This is a genomic window from Spirillospora sp. NPDC048911, assembly GCF_043198015.1.
In the GTDB taxonomy this organism is placed as follows: Bacteria; Actinomycetota; Actinomycetes; order Streptosporangiales; family Streptosporangiaceae; genus Spirillospora.
In genome coordinates, this window is the sequence record NZ_JBICUD010000009.1 from 451,889 (window position 1) to 476,847 (window position 24,959).

Below are 24,959 nucleotides of genomic sequence, written 5' to 3' on the forward strand. Positions count from 1 at the left end.
GGTGGCCCAGGGCGCGGCGGAGCGGTGCGGCCCACGGCGCTGTGCAGCGGAGCACAGCGCAGCGGTGCGGCCCAGGGCGCGGTGTAACCGGGGCCAGGCACAACGCAGCGGGGGTGCGGTGCAGCAGGGGCCGGGAGCGGTGCGGCCCACGGCGTGGTGAAGCATGGCGCGGCGGAGCGCGGTACGGCGCAGCGGAGCACATCGCAGGGGAGTAGCCCAGGGCGCGGCGCAGTGGCGCGGCGGGGCGGGCGGCCTTGGGTGCGTTCTAGGTGTCGGTGAGGGGTAGCAGCACCTGGAAGCGGGTGTCGCCGGGTTGTGACTCCACGCGGATGTCGCCGTTGTGGCGGTCGACGACGATGCGCCACGAGATGTCGAGGCCCAGGCCCGTGCCCTGGCCCACCGGCTTGGTGGTGAAGAACGGGGTGAAGACCCGGGCGAGGTTCTCCTCCGGGATGCCGGTGCCCGTGTCGGCGACCTCCACGAGGGCGTGGTCGTTCTCCCTGGCCGTCCTGATGGTGAGGGTGCCCTTGCCGTTCATGGCGTAGAGGGCGTTGACGATCAGGTTCGTCCACACCTGGTTGAGCTCGGCGGCGTAGACCGGGACCTCGGGCAGGTCCGGGTCGTACGACGTGACCACCTGGACGTTGGAGCCGATCTTGCGCTTCAGCATCGTGAGCGTGCTGTCCAGCAGCTGGCGCAGGTCGACGCGCTGGTGCGGGGCGCGGTCGAGCTGCGAGTACTGGCGCGCCGAGTCGAGGAGGGCGGTGATGCGGCCGGTGGCGTCGGAGATCTCCGCCTGCAGCTGGCCGACCTCGATGACCTCCGCGAGCCAGCGCATCGCGGCCGGGAGCTGGCGGTCGCCCGCCACGGCCGCGACCTCCTGCGCGTCGGCCACGCCCAGCCCGGCGGCGACGAGGCCCGGGGCGAGCTCCCAGCCGCCGTCGACGTCGTGCTCCTCCAGCCAGTCGCCGAGCTCGTCCTCGGCGTCGCTGATCTCCAGCGGCGTGCGGGGGCGGCTCTGCGGCTCGCGGAGGTGCTCGCGCAGGTGGACGAGCTTGCCGAGCCGTTCGCAGTCGACGCCGGCGGCCGCGAGCTCGGCCAGGCGCTTCTGGGCGGAGACGAGCCGGTCGCCGAGCTCGGCGCTGGCGCGCGAGGCCGCCGCGGCCGGGTTGTTGAGCTCGTGGGTGAGGCCGGCGGTGATGGTGCCGAGCGCCGTCAGCCGTTCGCGCTGGTCGACGATCCGCCGGGCGTTGTTCATGCCGAAGAAGATGCCCTCCAGCAGGTGCGTCGCCATCGGGAACCACTCGCGGACGGCCTTGCCGAACTTGCGCGCCGGCAGGGCGAACATGCGGGTCGGCAGGGTGGCCCGCAGCGTGTGCGCGTACTTCTGCTCGATCCGGTCGTTGAGGTACGCCATCACGGCGCCCCCGTACACCCCGGGCGTGGAGCCGCGCGTCAGCTCGGCCTGGTGCTCCCGGATCAGCTGGGAGAGCGAGACCTCCCCCTCCAGCAGGACGAAGAGGAACTCCGCGGGCTCGCCCTGCGCGCAGACGATGTCGCCCTCGGAGTACGCGCGCACCGAGCCGTACTCGCACAGCCACGCCAGCTGCTCGTCGTCGAGGCGCTCGAAGAGGAACAGCGCGCGCAGTTCGTCGGGCGTGACAGTGGTCATGGCGCCGCCTTGTCTGGACTGAGGAGGGAGGGACGAGCGACGAGGGAAGGCATGGCGTCAATGCGCCATGGCCTGGAGTGGCGGAGCCGCGACCGTGAGCACGTCATGACTGCTCCAGGTAGCGGTGGACCAGCGCTACGGCCATGGCGCCGTCGCCCACCGCGGAGGCGACTCGCTTCATCGAGTCGGCCCGGACGTCGCCCGCGGCGAAGACGCCGGGGACGCTCGTCTCCAGGTGGTAGGGCTGGCGGTGGACGGGCCAGCCGGCGGGGCGGCGGCCGTCGGCGACGAGGTCGGGGCCGGTCACCACGTAGCCGCGCGCGTCGCGTTCGACGACGCCGTCGAGCCATTCGGTGCGGGGTTCGGCGCCGATGAAGACGAAGAGCCAGTGCGCGTCGACGATCCGTTCGCCGCCGGGGCCCGCGAGGGTGAGCCGCTCCAGGTGGTCGGTGCCCTCGCCGGAGACGACGGTGGTCTGGGTGTGGACCTCGATGTTGGGGATGTCGGCGATCTGCTGGATCAGGTAGTGCGACATCGACTTCTCCAGGCCGTCGGCCCGGACGAGGATGTGCACGTGCTTGGCGACGCGGGAGAGGTTGACCGCCGCCTGCCCGGCCGAGTTGGCGCCGCCGACGACGTAGACCTCCTCGTCGGTGCAGCTGGACGTCTCGGCCATCGCCGCGCCGTAGTAGACGCCGACGCCGACCAGGGCGTCCAGGCCCGTCGCGTCGAGCCAGCGGTAGGAGACGCCGGTCGCCAGGATGACCGCGTGGGCGGCGATCTCGGTGCCGTCGGCCTGCCGGACCACCCGGGCCTGGCCGCGCGTCTCCAGCCCGACGACCTTGCCGGTGGTGATCAGCTCGGCGCCGAACCGCTCGGCCTGGCGGCGGGCACGGTCGGCGAGCTGGGCGCCGGAGACGCCGTCGGGGAAGCCGAGGTAGTTCTCGATGCGCGAGCTCTGGCCGGCCTGGCCGCCCGAGGCGTGCCGTTCGATCAGGACGGTGCGCAGGCCCTCGGACGCCCCGTACACCGCCGCGCCGAGCCCGGCCGGGCCGCCGCCCACCACGACCAGGTCGTAGAAGTCGGCCTCGGGGGAGGTGGACAGGCCGACCGCCGCCGCCAGCTCGGCGTCGGTGGGGGCCGAGAGCGTGGTGCCGTCGGCGGTGACGACCAGCGGCAGCTCGGGGTCGCCCGCGGCCTTGAGCAGCTCGGCGGCCTCGGGGGCGGTGTCGAGGAGCCAGGTGTAGGGCACCTGGTTGCGCGCCAGGAAGTCACGGACCTGGTACGAGCGGCTGGACCAGCGGTGCCCGACCACGCGCAGCTCGCCGGGGGTGGCCCGCTCGGTCCGCAGCCAGGCCTCCAGCTGCGAGTCGATCACCGGGTAGAACTTCTCGTCCGGCGGGTTCCAGGGCTTGAGCATGTAGTGGTCGAGGTCCACCACGTTGATGGCGCGGATCGCGGCGTCGGTGTCGGCGTAGGCCGTCAGCAGCACCCGGCGGGCGTACGGGAAGAGGTCCATGGCCTCCTCCAGGAACTCCACGCCGGTCATCTCGGGCATCCGGTGGTCGGCCAGCAGCAGGGCGGTGTCGTCCCCGCGCAGCCGCAGCTCGCGCAGCGAGTCGAGGGCCTGCGGACCGGACTCGGCGCGCACGATCCGGTAGGTCTCGGCGTACCGGCGGCGCAGGTCACGTGCCACGGCCCGGGACACCCCGGGATCGTCGTCCACGGTCAGCAGCACAGGCTTGGACAACACCCAACTCCCTGGTCTTCTCCTGATCGCGTGCTCCGCGATTCGGTCAAAGCCTACGTCGCCTGACCATCGGCGCGGAGCCCCCCGGCCACGGTGGCCTTGCCGGGGCGACCCCGGTGCCGGGCGCGGGAGGTGTCATCGGCCATGATCGACGCATGGACGTGCGTGTTGCTCTGATCGGCTTCGGTACCGGCGGCTCGGTTTTCCACGCGCCGCTGATCTCCTCGGTTCCCGGGATGCGGCTGGCGGCCGTGGTCACCGCCAATCCCGAGCGCCAGGCGGCCGTCCGCGAGCGCTACCCGGACGCGAAGGTCCTGGACAGCGCGGACCGGCTGTGGGAGGCCACCGGGGTGTACGACCTGGTGGTGGTGACCGCGCCCAACCGCCAGCACGTGCCGCTGGCCCGGGAGGCCCTCAGCTGCGGGATGCCGGTGGTCGTCGACAAGCCGGTGGCGACGTCGGCGGACGAGGCGCGGTCGCTCGCCGCGCTGAGCGCCGTCCGCGGGCTGCCGGTGATCCCGTTCCACAACCGGCGGTGGGACGGGGACCTTCGGACGGCCGCCAAGCTGATCAGGGAAGGCACGCTGGGGGACGTGCAGCGCTTCGAGTCGCGCTTCGAGCGGTGGCGGCCCCAGGTCAAGCAGGGCTGGAAGGAGAGCGACGACCCCAGGGACGCCGGCGGGATCCTGTACGACCTCGGCTCGCACCTCATCGACCAGGCGATCCATCTCTTCGGCCGTCCCCGGCAGGTGTACGCGGAGATCGACGTCCGCCGGGCGGGGGCGGGCGCGGTGGCCCCGGACGACGCGTTCGTCGCGCTGACCCACGCGGGTGGCGTGCGGTCCCACCTGTGGATGAGCGCGACCGCGGCGCAGCTCGGGCCGCGGTTCCGGGTTCTCGGCGGCCGCGCCGCGTACACGGTCCACGGGCTGGACGGCCAGGAGGACGCCCTGCGCGAGGGCCTGACCCCGCGCGACAAGGGCTGGGGCGTCGCACCGGCCGAGGCGTACGGGCTGATCGGCACGCCCGGTGACGAGCGCGCCCAGCCCACGGAACGAGGCGCGTACCAGGAGTTCTACGCCGAGGTCGGACGGACCGTGCGCGGCGAGGCGCCGCCGCCGGTCGCGCTCGCCGACGCCGTCCTCGGCCTGGAGATCATCGAGGCGGCCCTCCGCTCGGCCCGGGACGGCGAGGTCGTCGAGCCGGCTCCGGTTCAGTAGCGCAGATCGGCCAGCACCCCGTAGTGGTCGGACGGGAGGACGCCTTCGACCGGCTCGGTGCCCAGCAGCTCACAGTGCACGGGATGACCGGCGCCGCGGGCTCTCGGCCAGGCGGAGAAGACGTAGTCGATCCGGCGGTCGGGGAAGAGCACCGGGCGCGCCCAGGGGTTCGCGTTGGTCCAGGTGTGCCCCGGCGTGCCGTTGCCCGCCAGCTCCCACGCGTCGTAGAAGACGAGGCCGGGGGCCGACACGGCGGTGCGGCCGGTGAGCATCCGGATCTCGTCGCTGTCCGGACCGGCGTTGAAGTCGCCGCAGAGCAGGACGGGCGCCGAGGTGTCGGCCACCTTCCGCACGTACGCGCCGAGGTCGCGGACCTGCCCCTGCCGCTGGACGCTGTGCCCGAGCTTCCAGCCGAGCCCGACGCCGAACACGTGCACCGGCCCGCGCGGCCCGTCCGCCCGCGCGTACACCGCCAGCCCCGCGTCCCAGCCCTCCTGGTCGCCGAGCCGCTGCCGGCCCACCAGGGAGAGCGGCCAGCGGGACATGATCAGGATGCCCGACATCCCGCCGTCCTCCGAGCCGTCCTCGGGCGCGCCGAGGAACGCGTGGTGGGGCAGGCCGAGGGCGTGCTTCAGCCGCTCGGCCTGGGTGTCGTCGGCGCTCTCCCAGGCCTCGGTGAACACCACCAGGTCGGCCGCCGCGGTCTTGAGCACGTCGAGGATCGCCCGTTCGCGTTCGCGCCACGGGCCGTACCGCGACCAGACGTTCCAGGTCGCCACCCGCATCGTGGTCTCGATCAACGGCCCGTACGGCTGGTCGATGTCGTAGCCCATTCCATGAGCGTTTCACCGCCCGGCGCGGGGTTCCAGACCCATCGAGTCCGGGTCGTCCGGATTGTCCGCACCGCAACAACCCTCGCGCGGAATCTGTCCGGAGCGTACAAGCCGCCGCGTCGAGGGTGTGATTTGCTCACAAATGTCGGGCTCACACCGGCAAGCGAGACCCGGACCGACGCCTGTTGGATCGTTTTCCGGTCCGGGTCCTCGCCTGGCGGCTCGGACCCGGATCGCAAAACCGGCGAGCGCGACATCGCTCCGCGATCTTCGCGTGGAGCTTCGCCTGGCGGCTCGCTCCGGCTCAGGTAGCGCGCTCGCGTGCGGATCGAGGTCGCCCCTCGGCCGGGTTCGGCACCGGTCAGTCGAAGAGGTCGGGCTGCTCGCGGGTGATCTGGTCGTACAGGGGCTGGTAGTTGATCCAGCCGACGAGGTCGTTGCCGATCTGCGTGTGGGTCAGCTTGGCGTTCTCGGGCTCGATCGGCACCACCGTCCCGGCGGCCTTGGCCAGGAGCTGCACCTGGCACGAGCGCTCCATCGTGATGAACCACCAGGCGGCGGCGTCGACGGTCTCACCGACGGTGAGCAGGCCGTGGTTGCGCAGGATGACGGCCTTGTAGTCGCCGAGGGCGGCGGCGATGCGCTTGCCCTCCTCCAGGTCGGTCACGACGCCGGTGTAGTCGTCGAAGAGGCCGTGGTCCTCGTAGAACGCGCAGACGTCCTGCGTGATGGGCTCCAGCTTCTGGCCCAGCGCGGAGATCGCGCGGCCGTGCGTGGAGTGGCTGTGCGCGGCGGCGACCACGCCGGGACGGGCCTGGTGCACCTGGGAGTGAATGGCGAAAGCGGCCTCGTTGACCGGGTAGCGGCCCTCCACCACCTGGCCCTGGTGGTCGACCAGGATCAGGTCGCTGACCTTGACGTGCTTGAAGGACATGCCGAACGGGTTGACCCAGAAATGGTCGGTGCGCTCGGGATCGCGAGCGGTGATGTGACCGGCCACGCCCTCCTCGAACCCGAACTTGCCGAAGATCCGCAAGGCGGCCGTGAGCCGCTCCTTGCGGTGCCGGCGCTCGTCCTCGACGGAGTCGAAGGACGGGGGCAGCCGGAAGATCAGATCGGTCGGCAGCTTGTCGAGGAACTTCTCGTCTTCGGACACGGGGGACACTCCTTCGATTGTCTCGTACCACCAAACATCATCCGTCCGGCCGTCGCCTAGGCTGGATTGGTCCAAGCAGGAGGACGACCGTTGTCCGGAAGGGACAACGGGCGAGGCGAGGAGGACGCCGATGGCGCCGCCGGACGCCGACCCGTTCCTCAAGATGGTGCTGGAGCGCAGCACCGACCCCGCGCTGCTGGACGCGACCGTGCGGGCGGCGCGGAGCAGGTCCGAGCTGGTCGCGGCCCTGCCGGAGGAGGAGACCCGGCGCCATACCCGGGCCCTCCTCAACGGAGTGCTCGCCGCGCTGGCCAACGGCGGCGAGCCCGGCGAGGACGTGCTCGCGGCGGCGGAACGGCTCGGCTCGGACCGGGCCCGCCAGGGGGTTCCGGTGGCCTCGTTCCTGGACGGCTTCCAGGCGGGCCGGTCGCATCTGGTCCGGTTGCTGATCGAGGAGGGGCGTGCCCTCGCGGTGCCCGCCGACGTGCTGCTCGACGGCGTCACCCGCATCGACGAGATCTCCACCGCCCTCGTCCACCGCATGGTCCACGCCCACCGGGTCGCTGAGCTGGAGATGGCACGGACGACGCGCGAGGGCCATATCCAGATGCTGCGTCAGCTCCTGCACGGGGAGTCCGAGCCGGTTCTCGCGCCGCTCGACCCCTCCGTCCTCTACCACTGCGTGGTCTCCGACGTCAGCGACCCCGCCGTGGCCGCCGCGATCGAGGCCGCCCTCACCGCCACCGGGCCCGGGCTCTGCGGGCTCGTCGACGGGCGGCTGGCTGCCCTCGTCACCCGGCTGCCGTCGTTCCCGCCGGACACCCCGCTGCTGGTGGCGGCCCCGCCGGTGCCGCCCGCGGAGATCGCGCCGCTCTACGAGCTGGGGCGGCGGGCGTTGCGGGCGGGACGCACGGCCGGGCTGCACGGCCTGCGGCGCCTGACCGATCTCGCGCTGCTCACGGCCACCCGGTCGGAGCCCGAGCTCGGCCGCCTGCTGGCCACCGGCCTCCTCGGCGCGCTGAGCCCCGGCGACCCGTTCCACCGGGAGCTCGCCGAGACGGCGCTGGCCTACCTCGATCACGGCGGCCGGATCGACGACACGGCCGCCGCGTTGCACGTCCACGGGAACACCGTGAAATACAGGCTCCGCCGCCTTCGCGAGCTGACGGGCCGGTCGCCGTCGGACGCGGGCGGGGCGGAGGCCGCGGCGCACTGGTGGTGGGCGCTGCGCAGCTGGCTCGGCCGTGGATGAAAACCTGGACTCGACAGGGGGAGGCATCATGAATCGACCGAGGGTCAGCACGCTCATGTGGCCGACGGAGCCATGGCCGGACGCCGGGGCGCTCTGGCGCCGCGCCGAAGAGGCGGGGTTCCACGCCGCGTGGGTGTACGACCACATCGCCTGGCGGGGCATCACGCCGTGGTACGACGCGTACGCCACGCTGTCCGCCGCGGCGGCGATCACCTCGCGGATCCGGCTGGGCACGCTCGTCACCTCGCCCAACTTCCGCCATCCGGTGCCCACCGCGCACGCGGCCAGGGCCGTCGACCTCATCAGCGGCGGCCGGTTCACGCTGGGCATCGGCGCGGGCGGCACGCACCGCAACTCGGACGCCGGCATCCTCGGCGGCGACGAGTGGACGCCCCGCGAACGCACCGGCCGCTTCGCCGAATGGACGGACCTCATGGACGCGCTCCTGCGCGGGCCCGAGGTGACGTTCGAGGGCACCTACTACTCCGCCCGCGAGGTGCTGACCTCGCCGGGTTGCGTCCAGCGGCCGAGGCTGCCGTTCGCCATCGCCGCCACCGGGCCGCGCGGCTTGCGCGTGGCCGCCCGCCAGGCCGACACGTGGGTCACCACCGGCAGCCGTCAGCTCCGCCACGACCCGCAGGAAGCGGTGCGCAGGCAGTTGGAGGGCCTCGGCGAGGCGTGCGAGGCCGAAGGACGCGACCCGGGCGAGCTGCGGCGGCTGTTCCTCACCGGCTTCACCGACGAGCCCTGGCTCGACTCCCTCGACGCGTTCGCCGAGCTCGCAGGCCGCTACGCCGAGCTGGGCATCACCGACATCGCCCTCCACTGGCCGCGCCCCGGCACCGACTGGGACGCCGACATGAAGGTCTTCGAAGCGATCGCGGACGCCTACCGAGCCTGACCGGACGAGCCTGGCCGAACGCCTGGATCATCGGCGCCCGCCGGGCTAGGCTCGGCCACTCTCCAGAAGCCATGCAGCGACAGAGGACTGAAACGCCATGCCGTACGTGCTGCTCGCGGTGGCCATCGCCGCCGAGGTGACGGCGACCCTGTCGCTGCGGGCCTCGGAGGGGTTCTCCAAGTTCGGCCCGTCCGCGATCGTCGTGGTCGGCTACGTCGTCTCGTTCCTCCTGCTGGCCAAGGCGCTGACGGCGCTGAACGTGGGCCCGGTCTACGCGATCTGGTCGGCGCTCGGCACGGTGGGCGCCTTCGCCGGGGGAGTGCTGCTCTTCGACGAGCCGGTCCGGCCGGTGGCCATCGTCGGCGCGGGCATCATCATCGTCGGGGTGATCGTGATGAATCTCGGCGGTGGCGTGAGCCACGGATGAAAGGAGCGGCCCCCCAAGCCGCTTCGCCGGGGCCGCCTTCATCGCCGTCCAGGTCATGTGAGGTGCGGTGGGCGGCGGCCGGGCCAGCCGTCCAGTTCTTCGAGGGCGGAGGCCAGCCGCACGAGCACCGCCTCGTCCCAGGGGCCGCCGATCAGGTGCGCGCCGATCGGAAGACCCTCGGCTGAGGTGTGGACCGGCAGGCTGACGGCGGGCAGGCCGGAGATGTTGCAGACGGAGGTGAACGAGATCATCTGGACCTCGGTGAGCCGGAATCCGCCCGGGTTCGCGTTGGCCTCCGCCAGGCAGGCGCCGGACCGCGGCGGCGGGCAGGCGAGCGTCGGGGTGAGCAGGACGTCGAAGTCGCGGCCCCACTGGGCGCGGACCTGCACCGACTCGGTCTGCAGGAGCGCGGCCGCCCGGGTGTAGATCCCCGAGTGGGCGCGCAGGGTGAGCCCCCAGCCCGTCCGGTAGGCCGCCAGCAGCACCAGCCCGATCACCGCGACGGCGACCAGGCCGCAGACCAGCCGGTACGCCGGATAGGGCGCGGTCAGCACCGTCACGGTCCCGGCGACCGGAGACTCGACGGAGCGGGCGGTGGAGGTGAACTGCAGCTCCGCCACCTGACGCAGCGCCATGCCGACGCCCCAGGTGACGAGCATGGTCGCCAGCGGGTCCGCGAGGGGGCGTCGCAGCAGCAGCCGTTCGACCAGCACCAGCAGCGGAGCGGCGCCTGCCAGGGCGAGCGTCACCCGCCAGCCGAACGCCGGCCCGGTCACGACCGCGGCCGTGTACGCCCCCACCATGACCAGGTCGCCCTGCGCCAGGTTCACCACGCGGGTCGCCGCGAAGGTCACGGCCATGCCGACGGTGACGAGACCGGAGACCGGACAGGTGATGATCGCCAGGAGTACGTCCACGTGGCGACGTCCTTCCTCTTCCGCGAACAGGAGATGAATGGCAATATCGGCCACTCCGGAGGGTCGTGTTGGCGCGAGAGCGCACACTTCTGGTACTGGAGCGCAGAGGAGAGGCTCATGCCCCTCGAAGCCCGGCCGGACGGCACGATCGTCTACGGCTACATGGACCCCGGCGTCCACGACCCCGCCAGGGCGTTCGACGCCGTCCTGGTGCGGACGGCGACCCCCTACTCCGCGGACACCCGCCTCCACCGGTTCGGCGCCCTCACCGCCTGCGACATCGCCGGCGAGCAACCGGCACAGGTCAGCCCGCACGCGGCTCCCTTCGCGCAGGACTTCGGCATCGCGCTGGGGCTGCTGCTGGAAGGTGACGGGACGATCGAGCAAGACGGCCGCCTGTGCACGCTGTCGCCGGGCGACGTCGTCTTCTACAGCGGAGGGCACCCGTACCGCCTCGACCTCGGCGTCGACTACCGCTGGCTCGTGGTGCGGCTGGACCCCGGTACGGTCTCCCTCGCGCGGCGGGCCCCGAACACCGTCGCGAACCAGGAGCTCAGCGGCTCTCCCTGCGGCCGGATCCTGTCCTCGATGCTCGTCGAGCTCGCCCATCGGGGCCACCGTCTCGGACCGCTGTCGAGGGGGGAGATGGGCGAGCACGTCACGGGTGTCGTCCGGACCCTCCTCCGCGAGCACGGCGGCCGGCCCGCGCAGCCCGCTCGCACGCTGGAACGGATCCTCGAGCACATCGACCGGCACCTGGACGGGCCGTTCTCACCGGCCCAGATCGCGGCCGCCCACCACATCTCGGTCCGCACCCTGCACTCGCTGTTCCAGAAGCAGGGCGAGACACTCGGCGATCACATCCGGCGAAGGCGTCTGGACCGCATCCGCCGGGACCTCGCCGACCCGGGCCTGGCCCATCTTCCGTCGTACGCCGTGGCGGCCCGCTGGGACATCCACGACCCCAGCCATTTCGGCAAGCTCTTCAAGACCGAGTTCGGCCTGTCCCCCCGGGAGTTCCGCGCCCGGTTGCGTCCCGGCGACGCCGGGACGTGACGCCCTCGGCCTGACGCCGTCGCCTTCAGGCCTGGCGGCTGCGGCGGCGGCGCGCGGCCTCCTGGCTGAACGCGATGACCAGCCACGTCAGGGCGGTGGCGTCGTCGACGATCCCGACGGGCAGGAACGGGTCGGGGATGAGGTCGATCGGCGACACGATGTAGACCACCGCGGCGATCATCGCGGCGATCTTGCCGGTGCCGGTCCGGTAGTAGGCCTCGACCGCCGAACGGCTCGGGCGGTTCTTCGTGCGGCGGCGGAGCCGGAGGATTCCCGCGAAGGCCAAGACCGCACCGAGCGTCATCAGGACAGCGCCGGCCACGTCGAAGTCCGTGGCGAACACGAGGATCGTGCCTGCGAGGAGGAGGGGGAGACCGAGCCAGAGCATGAGCACCACCGTATGTAGTTACATCCGGTATTGCCCGCCCTCCACGCCCCATTCACCGAACGGCGGAGTTTCCCCCGCGTCCATGGCCGAGCACGCCTTGTCGCCCAGGCAGACGAAGACGAGCCGCTTCACGCGAAGCCGGCGGGCGGCCTCGGCCGTCTCCGCCACGTCCGAGTTGTCGGCCCCGGCGAAGACCAGATCGGCTGCCTCCGCCCAGTCGGGCAGCTTGACGAAGTCCGGCGCCCACACCGCGCACCGGTGGCCACGGGTGATCTTGTAGCCGTGCACGCCCGCCCTGGGGTGCGCGACCGGCAGCGGATCGACGTGCAGCGTGCCGTGGAGGTACGGCGCGACGGCGGGTTCGAGCATGTCCGCCTCGTGGGCGATGCGCCGCAGGTCGTCGCGGAGGGGCCCGTGCTCGTCGGCCACCAGCCAGGCGTGCACGTTCTCCGGCGGCTCGGAGCCCGGGCCGCCGTCCAGGCCCACCCGCGCGTGCCCGTACTCGACGAGCAGGCCCGCCGGCGCGAACCGGGGCGACCTGGCCGTCCCGATGCCGAGCAGCAGGAGCCGTGCCACCCCTCGATCGTCACCCCGCCGCGCCGCCGCGTCCAGCCCCGGATGGTCGGGACGGGGTCAATTTCAGGACGCCTCGCGGGCGGTGGTGGTGAGGTATTCGGGCGCCTGGCCGGCCAGCAGCTCCGTCGGCGTGCAACCGGCGAGCGCGCGGAACTCGCGGTTGAGATGGGCCTGGTCGTAGTAGCCGCAGGTGACGGCGAGGTCGACCCAGCTCGGCACGCCCTGCCGATCGAACGGCGCGGACATCAGCTCGACGGCGTGCTGGAACCGCAGCACGCGCGCCATCACCTTCGGGCTGAGGCCGACCTGCTCCTTGAAGCGGTGGGTGAGGTGCTTGCGGCTCCAGCCCACCTCGCCGGCGAGCGCGGCCACCGGCGTCCGGCCGCAGGTCGTGTCGAGCAGGCGCCAGGCCTCCCGCACCTCCGGGTCGGGGGAGGGGCCGATCTCGAGCCGGCCGAGCAGGAACGCGTCGAGGAGATCGAACCGCTCGGCCCAGCCCGCGGCGTCCTGGAGCCGGCCGACGAGCCTTGGCACCTCAGGCCCCAGGACGTCGGCGAGGTCGACGGCGCGGTTGGTGAGCTCGCCCATCGGGACGCCGAGCAGGGTGTAGGCGCCGAGCGGCGTGAGGTCGAGCTGGACGCCGCGCTGGCCTCCCTCGTGCTCGTACATTCCGTGGCCGTCGTGCATGCCCGCGATGAACGGGCCGTAGACGGCCGGGGCGGCCCCGGGATCGGGCACGTGCAGCCGCAGCGGCGGCCCCAAATTGATGATCATGACCGTGTGGCGGGTCGGCAGGGTCCGCATCCGGCTCGGAGCGGGCACGGACTCCCAGTAACCGTCGTAGGCGGCGAGGAACGGGCGCAGCGCGGGATGGGGCCGCCCCGCCGCCAGCCAGAAGGCCCCCCGGTTCTCGACCCGGACGTACCTGTCGCTCACGCCGCCAGTCTGACATCCGGGTCGGACAGCCCGGGCGGCGGTGCTACTCGTACATCTGGCCGCAGACCGCGATCCGGGCCAGGTCGGCCCAGGTCATCGTGGTGATCGGGCGGACGTAGGAGCGGGGCTGTGCCGAGCCGCCCGGCGAGCCGGCGGGGAGCGGGACGCGGGCGCCGTCCACCGGGTCCCAGCCGCCGAGGCTGCCGGCGACGGCGCACTCCAGGTAGGTGGCCGGGTCGAAGTTGTACCAGCGCGGCGGCGTCGCCCGGCGGCCGGCGGCGGCCGGGCGCGGGGCGTCGACGCCGAAGCGGGCCTGCGGGCCGGGCGGTGCGGCCTGGAACTCGGCCAGGTCGGCGAGCTGGGAGAGGATCACCCGCTCCCAGTCGCCGTAACCGTCGGGCTCGCGGCCCGGCAACGACAGGTCCTTGCCGCACCACGCCGGGTCGAACTCGGCGGGCGGCGCGACGGCGGCCGCCGAGAACATCGCCGCCACGTCGTCCGGTTCGAGGACCTCGCGGGTGCGGAGCGGCGCGCTCACCCGCCACAGCGACCGCAGGAACGCCGACAGCGACCACGCCCTCGTCCGCGCCTCCTGGCCGAGGTGGAGGAAGTGCAGGTAGAGGTCGCGGTTGGTGTGCAGGGCGGGGCCGGGCGGGCCGCTGATCCAGTAGAGCTGCTTGTGCGGGATGCCGCTCTCGAGGACCAGCACCTGGGCCAGGGCCGCGATGCGGGACTCGTGCGCGGCCATCGGGAACTCGTTGCCGAGATCGTCCTGGCGAATGACGTCCCACGTCTCCATCCGGCTCCTCCACGGTCGCCGATCAGTGCCGTTTCAGCGTCCCCGCGCAGAGAGTCTCCCATCCGGGTGGCCGACGACCAGTAGTTGCCATGTCACTTTCCGGACTCGAAGTCGTGACCCGCGGTCAGCGCCGGGACCGGTGGAGCACCTGGAGCTCGGTGAACCCGTAGAGGCCCCAGGGCCCGTTCTCCACGCCGACGCCGCTCCACTTGAACCCGCCGAACGGCTGGTGCGGCGCGAGCGCCAGGTGCGTGTTGACCCATGCGGTGCCGCATTCCAGGCGGCCCGCGACCTCGGCGGCCCGCTCGGCGTCGGCGCCCCAGACCGAGCCGGACAGGCCGAAGTGCGTCCCGTTGGCGCGGGCGACGGCCTCGTCCAGATCGGCGTACTTCATGATCGGCAGCGCCGGGCCGAACTGCTCCTCGTCCACGATCCGGACGCCGTCGGCGAGGTCGGCCAGGATCGTCGGCTCGAAGAAGTAGCCGGGGCCGTCGATGGGCTTGCCGCCCGCGGCCGCCCGGGCGCCCTGGGCCAGGGCCTCGGCGACCAGTTCGGAGACGCGCTCGTACTGCGGCTCGTTGTTGATCGGCCCGTACTGGACGCCCTCGTCCAGCCCGTTGCCGACCTTGACCGAACGGGCCTTGGCGGCCAGCGCGTCCACCACGTCGCCGTAGAGGCTCTCCGGGACGTACACCCGCTTGATCGCCGAGCAGACCTGGCCGTTGTTCTGGAACGCGGCGCCGAACAGCTTGTCGGCCACCGCGGCCGGGTCGGCGTCGTCGAGGAGGATCGCCGGGTCGTTGCCGCCCAGTTCGAGCGTGACCCGCTTGAGGTCGGACGCGGCGGCCGCGGCGACCCGCTTGCCGGTGGCGACGCTGCCGGTGAAGCTGATCTTGCGCGGCACGTCGTGCGCGGTCATCCAGGCGCCGAGCTCGTTGCCGCCGGTCACGACGTTGAACACGCCGGGCGGCAGGACGTCGCGCAGGATCTCGCCGAGCTTGAGGCTGCTCAGCGGCGTGTACGGGGAGGGCTTGAGGACCACGGTGTTGCCGGCGAGCAGCGCGGGCGCCAGCTTCCAGATCGCCAGCAGGAGCGGGTAGTTCCACGGCGTGATGGCCGCGACGACGCCCATCGGGCGCCGGACGACCTCGACGAACGCCCTGTCGTCGTCCTGGATGACCTCGCGGGGCAGTTCCAGCTCGGCGAAGTACTTGAGCCAGACGCCCGCGCCGACGACCTCCATCGTGGCCTCGGCGAGCGGCCTGCCCTGTTCGAGGGTGAGGATCCGCCCGATCTCCTCGGACCTGGCGAACATCAGGTCGGCGGCGGCGAGCAGCGCCTTGCGCCGGGCCTGCTCGTCGCCGCGCCACCCGGCGAACGCCGCCTGGGCGGCGGCCATGGCCTGGTCGAGCTGCTCGTGCGAGGCGTCGGGTGCCCGCTCGGCCACCGCGCCGGTCGCGGGATTGATCACGCCGAACGTGCCGGGCGCGTCCACGCCGGTCCCGTCGATGGTCATCGTGAAGTCGGTCACCGCTCTGCCTCCGCTTCGCCGGATCTAACCGAATGACGTTCAGTATTCATGCCGGAGCCGTTCCCGGCCACCCCGGCCACAGCGGGCCACGGCCGCATCCGGCTGATCCGGTCTACCCGGGGCGCGGGCCGATACATGATCGGCTTCATGCGATCACGTCTGACAGCGGTGTTCGCCCTCACCCTCGCCCTCGCCGCCTCCGGCGGGGCGGCGACGGCGACCGCGGCACCCAGCACCCCATCGGTCAAGGCACCTCCCACGCTCTCCGATCCCCATCCCTGCGAAGGCCAGCCGGGCTTCACCTGCTCGATGCTGACCGTACCGCTCGACCATCGCGGCAAGGGGAAGGGCGAGCTCCGGCTCCAGGTCGCGACGTCGGACAACGCGGCCGCGCCCAAGGGCACGCTCCTCTTCCTCACCGGCGGGCCCGGCCAGCCGGGCGTCCCGTTCATCACGCGGATCTCCCAGCGGCTGCCCGAAGTGGCGAAGAACTACCGCATCGTGATGATCGACCAGCGCGGCACCGGCGACTTCGGGGCGATCGACTGCCCGCAGCTCCAGGCGCAGGTCGGCAGCTCCGACATCGAGCCGCCGACGGTCGCGGCGATCGACGAGTGCGCGGGGATCCTCGGCGACCGGCGGCACTACTTCACCAGCGAGCAGACCACCGGTGACCTGGAGATGTTCCGCCGAGCGCTCGGCGTGCGGACCTGGGTGGTGGACGGGGTCTCCTACGGCTCGTTCACCGCGGCCCGGTACGCCGTCGCCCACCCCCGGAACGTGAGCCGGCTGGTCCTGGACTCGGTGCTGCCGCACGTCGACCCGCAGCGCGACGACCCGCTCTACCTCACCGGCCTGCGCGCCCAGGCACGCGTGCTGCGCGACGCCTGCGCCACCGCCCCGGCCTGCGGGTTCGACCCCGCCAAGGATCTGGCCTGGCTGGCCCGGCACCGCAAGGACCATGTGATGATCTTCGACCTGATCGTCACGTACGAGTTCCTCGACCCCACCTACCGCAACCCGAACCCGGCGGGCCTGCCCGCGGGATCCGGCGACGTGATCGGGGCGCTCCACGAGGCGCGCAACGGGGACCCGGCGCGCCTCGACCAGCAGCTCGCCCTGCTGAACTCCGGCGGCGACCCCGTCAACCGCTACAGCTCGGGCCTGCACATCGCGACCATCTGCGGCGACGGCCAGTTCCCCTGGGGCACCTCGGAGGCGCCCGTCGCCGGCCGGCAGGCGATCCTCGAACACACCCGCAGAGCGCTGCCGACCCGCGCGGTGTGGCCGTACACCGCCGACACCGCGGTCGGGAACGGCTTCATCCAGGAGTGCCTCTACTGGCCGCGGTCACAGCACACCGCCGAGCCCAAGGTGAAACTCCCGCGCGTCCCGACGCTGATCCTGAACGGTGACCGCGACCTGTCGACGCCGCTCGAATGGGCCAAGGAGGAGCTGCGGTACGCGCCGGGCGGGCAGCTCGTCGTGGTCAAGGGCGCCTCGCACTCGATCCAGAACCGCGAGCTCGGCACGCAGGGCCGCGACGCGGTCAACGCCTTCCTGAACGGCTGACGGCACCGGAACGGCACCGGCGCCGGTACTGGCACGCGGATGAGCCTCGCCTGCGGGAGAAGGAGGCGAGGCTCATCCTGGTCCGGTCCTGGTCAGGTGGACAGCAGGCGTTCGAGGAGGTCCCGGTAGGCGCGCAGCGCCAGGCGGTGCCGCTCGGTGTCGGCCGGGGCGTCCTTCTCGGTGCGCCAGCGCTCGTCCAGCGTCCGCTTGCGCGCGGCGACGGACACCTTGATCGCCTCGACCACCTCGGTGGTCAGCTCGTCCGCCTTGCGCACGGCGTCCTGCGGGTCGTCGACGAACGCGGACTGCAGCTCGCGCCACCGCTCGTGGAACCGTTCGGCGTCCTTGGTGTCCATGAGCCGCTCGACGCGATCCTCGGCGGTCGGCTCCGACGGCTTCGCGGACTCCGGCACCGGCGCGGGCCCCGGCTTGGCGCCGGTCTCGGGCTTGCTGCCGGTCTCGGGCGTGGCGCCCGTGGCACCGGTCCCGGGCTTGGCGCCGGTTTCGGGCTTTGCGCCGGCCCCGGGCACGGGCGTCGGCTGGGTCCTCGGCTCCGGCGGCTTGGGGACGGGCCGCTCGCCCGGCTTGGCCGTGTCGCGCGGGTTCGGGAACGCCGTGGCCACCTCGCTCTCCGGCGGGCCACCGGCGACGCGGGTGTCCCCGGTGACGGCCGCGTCGCCGGTGCCCGCGGCCTGCGCGCGCTCGTCGGCGGTCAGATCCCGCCCGGCGGGACCGGGCGCCTTGCCCGGCCGGGGGCCGGGACGGTCGGCAGGTCGGTTCTCCATGGTCGATCAGCTCCTGGGGTGGGGGTCGTCGCCACGGCGCTCGCCCGACCGCGCCTCCGGCCGTGCTTCGGGTCGCGGCTCCGGTCGCGCCTCCCGCTCGGCGGCGGTCTGCGCCTTCGGCTCCACCTGCGGCGCCGGTTCGGACCTCGGCTGAGGCGGACGCGGCGTGGCGCCGCGCTCTTCCGCCGGCACGGCGAGCAGGTCCTCGAAGAGGGCGCGGTAGTGCACCATCGCCTGGCGGAGGTCCTCGGTGGACGCCTCCTTCTGCGTGGCGCGGTCGCTGATGCCGTGGGCGCGCCGGTAGTGGTCGATCATGCGGCCGTGCTCGACCGACAGGTGCGCGACCTTGTCGTCGAAGTCGCGGGTCGGGTAGCCGCGCTCGCCCATGACGACGGTCACGAGGCGGTCCGCCTGCTCGACGGCGGCCTCGGGAGTGTCGACGAACTGCTCCTGGACGTGCACCCACTGCTCGCGGTAGAGGTCGCGCTGGCGGGGGTCGAGATCGTGCAGCTCCAGTTCCTCGTGCCGCTGCCGGCGGGAGACCAGCTCCCGCTCGGCGGCCGCCTTGCCGCCGTGCCGCTCCACGGCCCGGTCGTACTCGGGGCCGAACTGTTGCCGCAGCCGCCGCGTCTGGGCCTGCTTCCAGGCCAGGAACCCGGCGCCGGCGATGGCCGCGATGATGACGACGGCTATGACGACCATGAGAACGGTCGACATCGTTGCCTCCGTAGGTCTCTTTTGGAACGAACGGCAGGGCGATGCCCCGACAAACGGCATCGAAACAGCCACGCCGGTTGCGGTGTGCCCGTTCCCGGTCACTTTCTTATGTCTGATTTGCTGCGGTGTGCCGGATGTGCATGCTGAGATGGACCCGTACGCGAGCCCGGCCCCGCCTCCCGCGGGCCCGCGCGGATGGGATGTGATCAGCGTGCGCCACGCCTTCGGTCTCCTTCTCGGCATCCTGCTGGCCCCCGGGCTGGTGTACGGCTCCGCCTGGGGGTTCGTGCAGGCGTCGCAGTCCTTCGACGGCGAGGGCCGGCAGATCACCGACAGCACGCGCATGTACGGGGCGTTCGCCCTGCTGGCCGCCGTCGGGCTGGTCGTGGGTGTGATCATCGTCGCCCGCTGGGCGTCGCCGCTGGTGTCCCTCGTGCCCGCGCTCGCCCTCATCGGGTTTTCGGTTTATTTCCTGATCGATCCCGGCCGCGTCCTCGACCTGCCCGACAAGGTGCCGCCCGGCGGCGACCTCGACTCCGGGATCCGCATCCTGCTCGGCTCGGGCGTCTACGCGATGATGGGATTCGCGCTGATGGCCCCGACCTGGGCGCCGCGCCGCTGGTCGGGCCGCCGGCTCGACGACGATCTGGAGGAGCCGTCCGACTACTACGCCAGGGTCCCCACCTGACGGTAGAGCCGGGCCACCACCTCCTCGATGTCGGCGTCCCGCAGCGCGATGTCGCGCACCTCGTGGCGTTCGGCCAGCGCGGCCACCACCGTCGCGGCGTTCGCCGACCGGGGCAGCCGCAGCCACTGGCGCGGCCCCTCGACCCGCTCCACGACCACGTCCGGGAGTGAGATCGGCGGGCACGGCCGGGCCAGCTCGACCACCAGCAGCCGGTCGGCGTCCACGGTGGCGCGCAGCCGGGTGAGGTCGCCGTCGTAGGCCAGCCGCCCGTGATCGATGATCATGACGCGGCGGCAGAGCCGTTCGATGTCGCCGAGGTCGTGCGTCGTCAGCAGGATCGTGGTGCCGCGCTCGGAGTTGAGCCGCGCGAGGAACTCGCGCACCGTCGCCTTGCTGACCACGTCCAGGCCGATGGTGGGCTCGTCCAGCACGAGCAGTTCGGGATCGTGCAGCAGCGCCGCCGTAAGGTCGCCGCGCATCCGCTGGCCCAGGCTGAGCTGGCGGACGGGGGTGTCGAGGAACGGGCCGAGTTCGAGCAGGCCGGTCAGCTCGGCCAGCCGGGCCCGGTGCGCGGCCGCGTCCACCCGGTACAGGTGCCGGATCAGGGTCAGGCTGTCGCGCAGCGGCAGGTCCCACCACAGCGTGGTGCGCTGCCCGAAGACCACGCCGATCCGCCGCGCCAGCGTGGTGCGCTGCCGGGACGGATCCAGGCCGCAGACCCGCACCGAGCCGGACGTCGGCGTGAGGATCCCGGTGAGCATCTTGATGGTCGTCGACTTGCCCGCGCCGTTCGGGCCGAGATAGCCGACGAACTCGCCCGCCGCGACGCCGAACGAGACGTCGTCGACCGCGTGGACGGTGGCCGCGCTCCGGCGGATCCGCCCGGTGCGCCGCCGCACGGTGAACGACTTGGCGACCCCGGCCACCTCGATCATCGTCCTCAGCTTCCCGTCGATCGGTAGTGGCGGAGCCCGGCCCGCCAGACGAACCCCGCGAGCACGCAGACCGCGACGGCGACGGCCGGGGCGGCGAAGCGCACCGCCCAGGGCAGGCCGAGAGGGTCGGGGCGGCCGAGCACGTAGAGTCCGGGCTGCCAGTTCACGAACGCGAGCGGGACGACGAAGGTCACCCCGCGCACGAAGTCCCGGGCGTAGATGCTCAGCGGGTACTGCGTCATGAACCCGCCGCCGTAGGTGACGGACTTGGTCGCCCCATGCCCGTCGATCAGCACGAACTGCAGCGAGGCCGTCAGCACCCACAACCCGGAGAAGATCGTGGCGCCGGTGAGGATCATCGCCGGGATCATCGCCACCCGGCCCGCCGTCCAGGCCACGTCAAGCCGGGGCAGCGTCAGCACCAGCACCACGACGGCCGGGATGAGCTTGCCGATCCGCCGGGGCGAGAAGTCCTCGGTGGCGATCTGGACGAGCGGGCTCACCGGCCGCACCAGCATGGCGTCGAGCGTGCCCTCCCGGATGTGCTTCCCGAGCCTCTCGGTGGTCCCGAACATCGCGTCGGCGAACGCGAACGACAGCGCCGAAGTCCCGTAGAGGAACAGGACCTCCGGCGCGGTGAACCCGGCGATGCGCGGGGCGCGCGTGAACAGCACCATGATCGCGGCCACGTCCAGCGCGCTCACCACGGCCGAGGCGAGGGTGAGCAGCACCATCGAGATCGGGTACTGCGCCGCCGCCCGGATCCACGTCCAGGCCAGCAGCCCGTACACCCGGACCACCTCGCCCGGCGCCACCGGCGCACGCGGTTCAGCCACCGTGGATCACCAGCTTGCGCCGCGCCGCGACGGTGAGCAGCCCGCCCGCCGCCAGCAGCGCCGCGGCCCAGCCCGCCTGGAAGCCGAGCGCCGCGAACAGGCCGGGACCGGTGCGCTTGCCGAGGTAGACGTCGGCCGGCACCTGGACCAGCGCCGCCCACGGCAGGGCCCGCGCGAGGTCGCCGAGCCAGCCCGGGAACACCACCAGCGGCAGGATCATGCCGGAGAAGAACAGCGACATGACCAGCGAGACGGCCTGCAGCCCGCGGTCGTCATGCAGCCAGAACACCGCCAGCGCGACCAGGTAGCGGATCGCGAAGCTGACCAGCACGCCCAGGAACAGCGCGAGGGCGAAGGCCGCGAGCGCCCCGGGCCCGGCGGGGCGGAGCGTGAAGACGAGCATCCCGGCCACCATGGGAAGGGCGCTGCGCAGGACCAGCTCGGCGGTGGCGCGGCCCAGGTCGTCGGCCAGCCACCAGCCCTGCAGCCCGACCGGCCGGTAGAGGTCGATCGCCACGTCGCCGCTGCGGATCCGCTCGCTGAGCTCCAGCCCGCGGAAGACCTGCACCGGGCCGATCATGGCCTGGGTGAGGAAGCAGAAGGTGATCGCGTCGGTGACGTCGTAGCCGCCCAGGGCCGGGCGGGCCTGCCAGAGGGCGATCAGCACGTACGCCCGCATGAACGCGAAGACGGTGTTGGTGACGGACTCGGCGGCGGAGCTGAGCGGGTAGGCGGTGTAGCGGCGGAGCGCGTACCAGGCCACCCACGGAAAGACGCTCACTCGACCGGAGCATAGAGCGGATGCCGGGGGAGCTCCATGCAAAATTCACGAACGGGCCGAGCGAGCGGGCCGCTGAGCGAGCGGAGGCCGGACCGGGCGATGCCCGATCCGGCCTCCCGCTCACCCGGCTTCCGCTTGAGGCAGCGGACCAGCACTCCGGGACTACGGGAGCGGAGGCTTGCCGGGGGAGTAGATCCAGGTCTTGAAGAACTGGGTCAGGTCCTGGCCGGAGACCTGGTTGGCCAGGGCGGTGAACTGCTCGGTCGTGACGTTCTTGTCCGCGTACTTCTTGACCCACGTGCGCAGCAGCAGGAAGAACTTCTCGTCCCCGATGCGCTCACGCAGGAACTGCAGCACCATCGCGCCGCCGTTGTAGACGCGGTTGTTGAACATGGTGTCGCGCTGCGGGTTGGCGATGACGACCGACCACCAGGGGGCTCCCGCCGGGTCCGGGAACGGCCGTGCGTTGTAGGTGGCGCGGACGGCGTCGGCGACGGTGGCGCCGCCGTGCTTCTCGACCCACCACAGGTGCGACCAGGTCGCGAAGCTCTCGTTGAGCCAGATGTCCTGCCAGCGGGCCACCGAGACGCTGTCGCCGAACCACTGGTGCGCCAGCTCGTGCGCGATGGTGAGCGTGTTCCGGACCGCCGAGTAGACCGGCTTGCCCTGCGTCTCCAGGGAGAAGCCGAGCGGCTGGCCGTTGAACTGGGCGTCGTCGGCGATGGCGCCGGTGGTGTTGAACGGGTACGGGCCGTAGGTCTTGGTCCAGAGGTCCGTGGCCTCGTTGGTGGTGTCGAAGAAGAAGTCCACGGCGTTCGGCTGGCTCGCGATGAGCGCGGGGTCGACCGCGGTGTAGTTGGGCGTGCCCAGCGGGGTCTTGCCCGTCCTCACCGTCCACTTGCCGATGTCGAGCGTGGTGAGGTACGTCGCCATGGGGCTGTCCTCGTGCCACTTGAAGACGCTCGCCTGGGTGGCCGAACGGCGGCGGCTGAACGAGACGGCCTGGGTCTTCTGGCTCTTCAGGACACCGTTGGTGACGGCGCTCAGGCCCTTGGGCACGGTGATGGTGTAGTCGTACCGTGCCTTGTCGATCGGGTGGTCGTTCGACGGGAACCACGTCGAGGCGCCGTTGGGCTCGGCGCCGACGAACGCGCCGTCGGGCGTGTGCAGGAACCCGTACGGCGAGCCGAAGACGATCGGCGAGCCCACGATGGTCTGCGGGACGCCGCCGTAGGTGACGCTCACCTTGAAGATGCGGCCCTTCCGGATGCCCTTGCGGGGCGTCACGGTCAGCTCCTGGCCGCGGCGCTTGAAGGAGGCCTTCTTCTTGTCGACCTTGACGCGCGCCACGTCCATGCCCTGGAGGTCCAGGTTGAAGCTGGACAGGTTCTGGGTGGCGCGCGCGGTGATCGTCACGACACCGTCGAGCTGGTCGAAGTCCGGGTCGTACTTCAGGTCGAGGTTGTAGTGCTGGGCGTCGTACCCGCCGTTGCCCTCCAGCGGGAAGTACGCGTCGCCCACTCCGGACGCGCCTGGGGTGAACCGGACGCGGTCCGCGGACGCCGCCGGGGCCAGCGCCACCACGCTGACGGCGGCGAGCGTGAGAGGAAGGACGCGTCCAGGGGTTCGGCGCAGGCGGACCTGCGGAGATCGGCGCAAGGCCATCGGTGGATCCTCTCCCTTGAGTGATCGACAACCTGTACACATTGGCCGTATTTGGGAGAGATGTCGAGGGCTGTGCCGAATGTGGCCGTGCGTGTGAACCCCCTGGTCGTTCGCGCGTCCACGCCCTCCGTGAACGCCCTCGGGCGCGCACGAAAAGGCCCCTCCAGGAGGCGAGCGAGTGCCGGAGGGGCCTTTTCGGGTGGTGCCGAGGATCAGTGGAACTGGCCCTCTTCGGTGGAGCCCTTGAGCGCCGTGGTGGACGAGTTCGGGGCGATCGCGGTGCTGACCTGGTCGAAGTAACCGGTGCCGGCCTCGCGCTGGTGCTTGACGGCGGTGAAGCCGCGGTCGGCCGAGGCGAACTCGCGCTCCTGCAGTTCGACGTAGGCGGTCATGCCCTCGCGGGCGTAGCCGTAGGCCAGGTCGAACATGCCGTGGTTGAGGGCGTGGAAGCCGGCCAGCGTGATGAACTGGAACTTGAAGCCCATGTGCCCGAGCTCGCGCTGGAACTTGGCGATGGTCGCGTCGTCCAGGTGCTTCTTCCAGTTGAAGGAAGGCGAGCAGTTGTAGGCCAGCATCTGGTCCGGGTGCTCGGCCTTGACGGCCTCGGCGAACTTGCGCGCCTGCTCCAGGTCCGGGGTGCCGGTCTCCATCCAGATGAGGTCGGAGTACGGCGCGTAGGCCTTGGCTCGGGCGATGCAGGGCTCGATGCCGTTGGTGACCCGGTAGAAGCCCTCGGCGGTGCGCTCGCCGGTGATGAACTCGCGGTCGCGCTCGTCCACGTCCGTCGTGATCAGGGTCGCGGCCTCGGCGTCGGTCCGCGCGATGATCAGGGACGGCACGTTGGAGATGTCCGCCGCGAGGCGGGCGGTGTTGAGGGTCTTGATGTGCTGCGAGGTCGGGATGAGGACCTTGCCGCCCAGGTGGCCGCACTTCTTCTCGGAGGCCAGCTGGTCCTCCCAGTGCACGCCCGCCGCACCGGCGGCGATCATGCCCTTCATCAGCTCGAAGGCGTTCAGCACGCCGCCGAAGCCGGCCTCGGCGTCGGCCACGATCGGAGCGAGGAAGTGCGTGTCGCCCTCGCCCTCGGACCACTGCACCTGGTCGGCGCGCAGCAGGGCGTTGTTGATGCGGCGCACGACCTGCGGGACCGAGTTGGCCGGGTAGATGCTCTGGTCGGGGTAGGTCTGGCCGGCCAGGTTGGCGTCGGCGGCGACCTGCCAGCCCGACAGGTAGATGGCCTTGAGACCGGCCTTCACCTGCTGGACGGCCTGCATGCCGGTGAGCGCGCCGAGCGAGTGGACGTAGTCCTCCTCGCGCAGCAGCTTCCACAGGCGCTCCGCCCCGAGGCGGGCGAGGGTGAACTCCTCCTGGACCGAACCGCGGAGCCGGACGACGTCCTCGGCGGTGTAGGTCCGCTCGATGCTCTTCCAGCGCTCGTCGGTCTCCCACTGTCGCCGCAGCTCGTCGGCTGCGCCCTTGAGGCGACTGTCGCTCATGATGATGCCCTTCTGTGTCGTCCCCTGGGTGCTTGGGCATGAGTCTGCCCCGGCTGCAAGCCCTTAATGA

At 72.0% G+C, this 24,959-nt stretch carries 24 protein-coding genes; 7 read left to right on the forward strand and 17 right to left on the reverse strand.

What is annotated here, in order from left to right:
• Window positions 1-265: 265 nt before the first annotated feature.
• Entirely contained in the window at window positions 266-1,672 is a 1,407-nt protein-coding gene (locus ACGFNU_RS36650; protein WP_392601165.1) for an ATP-binding protein, read from the reverse strand.
• A 103-nt stretch (window positions 1,673-1,775) separates the two neighbouring features.
• Window positions 1,776-3,422, reverse strand: coding sequence for an FAD-dependent oxidoreductase (locus ACGFNU_RS36655; RefSeq protein WP_392601166.1), 1,647 nt, complete (start codon window positions 3,420-3,422; stop codon window positions 1,776-1,778).
• A gap of 155 nt (window positions 3,423-3,577) precedes the next feature.
• Between ACGFNU_RS36655 and ACGFNU_RS36660 the strand changes: the two genes are divergently transcribed.
• The gene (locus ACGFNU_RS36660; protein WP_392601167.1) at window positions 3,578-4,642 is read left to right on the forward strand and encodes a Gfo/Idh/MocA family oxidoreductase; all 1,065 of its coding nucleotides are present in this window, start codon (window positions 3,578-3,580) and stop codon (window positions 4,640-4,642) included.
• Here ACGFNU_RS36660 and ACGFNU_RS36665 read toward each other — a convergent pair.
• Together ACGFNU_RS36665 and ACGFNU_RS36670 are read right to left on the reverse strand one after the other, a co-directional pair.
• A complete protein-coding gene (locus ACGFNU_RS36665; protein ID WP_392601168.1) occupies window positions 4,636-5,475 on the reverse strand; it encodes an endonuclease/exonuclease/phosphatase family protein in 840 nt (279 codons plus the stop codon). The two genes, ACGFNU_RS36660 and ACGFNU_RS36665, sit on opposite strands and share 7 nt — an antisense overlap.
• 361 nt (window positions 5,476-5,836) lie before the next feature.
• Window positions 5,837-6,631, reverse strand: a complete 795-nt coding sequence (locus tag ACGFNU_RS36670) for a class II aldolase/adducin family protein (protein ID WP_392601169.1) — start codon at window positions 6,629-6,631, stop codon at window positions 5,837-5,839.
• 130 nt (window positions 6,632-6,761) lie between these two features.
• On the opposite strand from ACGFNU_RS36670, the gene ACGFNU_RS36675 reads away from it, so the two are divergent.
• From ACGFNU_RS36675 to ACGFNU_RS36685, 3 genes are all read left to right on the forward strand, one after another.
• The gene (locus ACGFNU_RS36675; protein ID WP_392601170.1) at window positions 6,762-7,883 is read left to right on the forward strand and encodes a helix-turn-helix domain-containing protein; all 1,122 of its coding nucleotides are present in this window, start codon (window positions 6,762-6,764) and stop codon (window positions 7,881-7,883) included.
• 28 nt (window positions 7,884-7,911) lie between these two features.
• Window positions 7,912-8,784, forward strand: a complete 873-nt coding sequence (locus ACGFNU_RS36680; RefSeq protein ID WP_392601171.1) for an LLM class flavin-dependent oxidoreductase — start codon at window positions 7,912-7,914, stop codon at window positions 8,782-8,784.
• Between the two features lie 97 nt (window positions 8,785-8,881).
• The gene (locus tag ACGFNU_RS36685; RefSeq protein ID WP_392601172.1) at window positions 8,882-9,211 is read left to right on the forward strand and encodes a DMT family transporter; all 330 of its coding nucleotides are present in this window, start codon (window positions 8,882-8,884) and stop codon (window positions 9,209-9,211) included.
• 53 nt (window positions 9,212-9,264) lie between these two features.
• Here the strand turns inward: ACGFNU_RS36685 and ACGFNU_RS36690 are convergent, their stop codons facing one another.
• Window positions 9,265-10,128, reverse strand: coding sequence for an amidase family protein (locus ACGFNU_RS36690; protein ID WP_392601173.1), 864 nt, complete (start codon window positions 10,126-10,128; stop codon window positions 9,265-9,267).
• A 117-nt stretch (window positions 10,129-10,245) separates the two neighbouring features.
• Here ACGFNU_RS36690 and ACGFNU_RS36695 point away from each other — a divergent pair, with 117 nt between their 5' ends.
• Window positions 10,246-11,184 carry a helix-turn-helix domain-containing protein gene (locus tag ACGFNU_RS36695; RefSeq protein ID WP_392601174.1) on the forward strand — a complete coding sequence of 313 codons (939 nt, stop codon included), beginning with the start codon at window positions 10,246-10,248 and terminating at the stop codon, window positions 11,182-11,184.
• A 25-nt stretch (window positions 11,185-11,209) separates the two neighbouring features.
• Here the strand turns inward: ACGFNU_RS36695 and ACGFNU_RS36700 are convergent, their stop codons facing one another.
• The 5 genes from ACGFNU_RS36700 to ACGFNU_RS36720 form a co-directional block, all read right to left on the reverse strand.
• Window positions 11,210-11,572: a YkvA family protein gene (locus ACGFNU_RS36700; RefSeq protein ID WP_392601175.1), complete on the reverse strand. Its 363-nt coding sequence runs from the start codon at window positions 11,570-11,572 to the stop codon at window positions 11,210-11,212.
• An 18-nt stretch (window positions 11,573-11,590) separates the two neighbouring features.
• A complete protein-coding gene (locus tag ACGFNU_RS36705; RefSeq protein WP_392601176.1) occupies window positions 11,591-12,148 on the reverse strand; it encodes a hypothetical protein in 558 nt (185 codons plus the stop codon).
• 63 nt (window positions 12,149-12,211) lie between these two features.
• Window positions 12,212-13,084, reverse strand: a complete 873-nt coding sequence (locus tag ACGFNU_RS36710; protein ID WP_392601177.1) for a helix-turn-helix domain-containing protein — start codon at window positions 13,082-13,084, stop codon at window positions 12,212-12,214.
• A 43-nt stretch (window positions 13,085-13,127) separates the two neighbouring features.
• Entirely contained in the window at window positions 13,128-13,883 is a 756-nt protein-coding gene (locus ACGFNU_RS36715; protein ID WP_392601178.1) for a hypothetical protein, read from the reverse strand.
• A gap of 124 nt (window positions 13,884-14,007) precedes the next feature.
• Window positions 14,008-15,414, reverse strand: a complete 1,407-nt coding sequence (locus tag ACGFNU_RS36720; RefSeq protein WP_392601179.1) for an aldehyde dehydrogenase family protein — start codon at window positions 15,412-15,414, stop codon at window positions 14,008-14,010.
• 147 nt (window positions 15,415-15,561) lie between these two features.
• Between ACGFNU_RS36720 and ACGFNU_RS36725 the strand changes: the two genes are divergently transcribed.
• Window positions 15,562-16,986, forward strand: coding sequence for an alpha/beta fold hydrolase (locus ACGFNU_RS36725; RefSeq protein ID WP_392601180.1), 1,425 nt, complete (start codon window positions 15,562-15,564; stop codon window positions 16,984-16,986).
• 92 nt (window positions 16,987-17,078) lie between these two features.
• Here ACGFNU_RS36725 and ACGFNU_RS36730 read toward each other — a convergent pair whose 3' ends face one another.
• A complete protein-coding gene (locus ACGFNU_RS36730; protein WP_392601181.1) occupies window positions 17,079-17,771 on the reverse strand; it encodes a hypothetical protein in 693 nt (230 codons plus the stop codon).
• 6 nt (window positions 17,772-17,777) lie between these two features.
• Entirely contained in the window at window positions 17,778-18,488 is a 711-nt protein-coding gene (locus ACGFNU_RS36735) for a hypothetical protein (protein ID WP_392601182.1), read from the reverse strand.
• 136 nt (window positions 18,489-18,624) lie between these two features.
• Between ACGFNU_RS36735 and ACGFNU_RS36740 the strand changes: the two genes are divergently transcribed.
• On the forward strand, window positions 18,625-19,176 hold the full coding sequence (locus ACGFNU_RS36740; protein ID WP_392601183.1) for a hypothetical protein: 552 nt from the start codon (window positions 18,625-18,627) through the stop codon (window positions 19,174-19,176).
• Here ACGFNU_RS36740 and ACGFNU_RS36745 read toward each other — a convergent pair.
• From ACGFNU_RS36745 to aceA, 5 genes are all read right to left on the reverse strand, one after another.
• Complete coding sequence (locus ACGFNU_RS36745) at window positions 19,155-20,111, reverse strand: ATP-binding cassette domain-containing protein (RefSeq protein ID WP_392601184.1); 957 nt, start codon at window positions 20,109-20,111, stop codon at window positions 19,155-19,157. The two genes, ACGFNU_RS36740 and ACGFNU_RS36745, sit on opposite strands and share 22 nt — an antisense overlap.
• A 5-nt stretch (window positions 20,112-20,116) precedes the next feature.
• On the reverse strand, window positions 20,117-20,947 hold the full coding sequence (locus ACGFNU_RS36750; protein ID WP_392601185.1) for an ABC transporter permease: 831 nt from the start codon (window positions 20,945-20,947) through the stop codon (window positions 20,117-20,119).
• Window positions 20,940-21,728 carry an ABC transporter permease gene (locus ACGFNU_RS36755; protein WP_392601186.1) on the reverse strand — a complete coding sequence of 263 codons (789 nt, stop codon included), beginning with the start codon at window positions 21,726-21,728 and terminating at the stop codon, window positions 20,940-20,942. The genes ACGFNU_RS36750 and ACGFNU_RS36755 overlap by 8 nt, the downstream gene beginning before the upstream one ends.
• A 162-nt stretch (window positions 21,729-21,890) precedes the next feature.
• On the reverse strand, window positions 21,891-23,393 hold the full coding sequence (locus tag ACGFNU_RS36760) for a M1 family metallopeptidase (protein ID WP_392601187.1): 1,503 nt from the start codon (window positions 23,391-23,393) through the stop codon (window positions 21,891-21,893).
• A 212-nt stretch (window positions 23,394-23,605) separates the two neighbouring features.
• On the reverse strand, window positions 23,606-24,889 hold the full coding sequence (gene aceA, locus ACGFNU_RS36765) for an isocitrate lyase (RefSeq protein WP_392601188.1): 1,284 nt from the start codon (window positions 24,887-24,889) through the stop codon (window positions 23,606-23,608).
• Window positions 24,890-24,959: the final 70 nt, after the last annotated feature.

What these genes read in the sequence shown, in the direction of transcription:
- ACGFNU_RS36700 (WP_392601175.1), bottom strand. Translation starts at nt 11,572, where the DNA reads ATGCTCTGGCTCGGTCTCCCCCTCCTCCTCGCAGGCACGATCCTCGTG.
- ACGFNU_RS36650 (WP_392601165.1), bottom strand. Translation starts at nt 1,672, where the DNA reads ATGACCACTGTCACGCCCGACGAACTGCGCGCGCTGTTCCTCTTCGAG.
- ACGFNU_RS36730 (WP_392601181.1), bottom strand. Translation starts at nt 17,771, where the DNA reads ATGGAGAACCGACCTGCCGACCGTCCCGGCCCCCGGCCGGGCAAGGCG.
- ACGFNU_RS36735 (WP_392601182.1), bottom strand. Translation starts at nt 18,488, where the DNA reads ATGTCGACCGTTCTCATGGTCGTCATAGCCGTCGTCATCATCGCGGCC.
- ACGFNU_RS36745 (WP_392601184.1), bottom strand. Translation starts at nt 20,111, where the DNA reads ATGATCGAGGTGGCCGGGGTCGCCAAGTCGTTCACCGTGCGGCGGCGC.
- ACGFNU_RS36675 (WP_392601170.1), top strand. Translation starts at nt 6,762, where the DNA reads ATGGCGCCGCCGGACGCCGACCCGTTCCTCAAGATGGTGCTGGAGCGC.
- ACGFNU_RS36760 (WP_392601187.1), bottom strand. Translation starts at nt 23,393, where the DNA reads ATGGCCTTGCGCCGATCTCCGCAGGTCCGCCTGCGCCGAACCCCTGGA.
- aceA (WP_392601188.1), bottom strand. Translation starts at nt 24,889, where the DNA reads ATGAGCGACAGTCGCCTCAAGGGCGCAGCCGACGAGCTGCGGCGACAG.
- ACGFNU_RS36715 (WP_392601178.1), bottom strand. Translation starts at nt 13,883, where the DNA reads ATGGAGACGTGGGACGTCATTCGCCAGGACGATCTCGGCAACGAGTTC.
- ACGFNU_RS36695 (WP_392601174.1), top strand. Translation starts at nt 10,246, where the DNA reads ATGCCCCTCGAAGCCCGGCCGGACGGCACGATCGTCTACGGCTACATG.
- ACGFNU_RS36685 (WP_392601172.1), top strand. Translation starts at nt 8,882, where the DNA reads ATGCCGTACGTGCTGCTCGCGGTGGCCATCGCCGCCGAGGTGACGGCG.
- ACGFNU_RS36725 (WP_392601180.1), top strand. Translation starts at nt 15,562, where the DNA reads ATGCGATCACGTCTGACAGCGGTGTTCGCCCTCACCCTCGCCCTCGCC.
- ACGFNU_RS36660 (WP_392601167.1), top strand. Translation starts at nt 3,578, where the DNA reads ATGGACGTGCGTGTTGCTCTGATCGGCTTCGGTACCGGCGGCTCGGTT.
- ACGFNU_RS36665 (WP_392601168.1), bottom strand. Translation starts at nt 5,475, where the DNA reads ATGGGCTACGACATCGACCAGCCGTACGGGCCGTTGATCGAGACCACG.
- ACGFNU_RS36680 (WP_392601171.1), top strand. Translation starts at nt 7,912, where the DNA reads ATGAATCGACCGAGGGTCAGCACGCTCATGTGGCCGACGGAGCCATGG.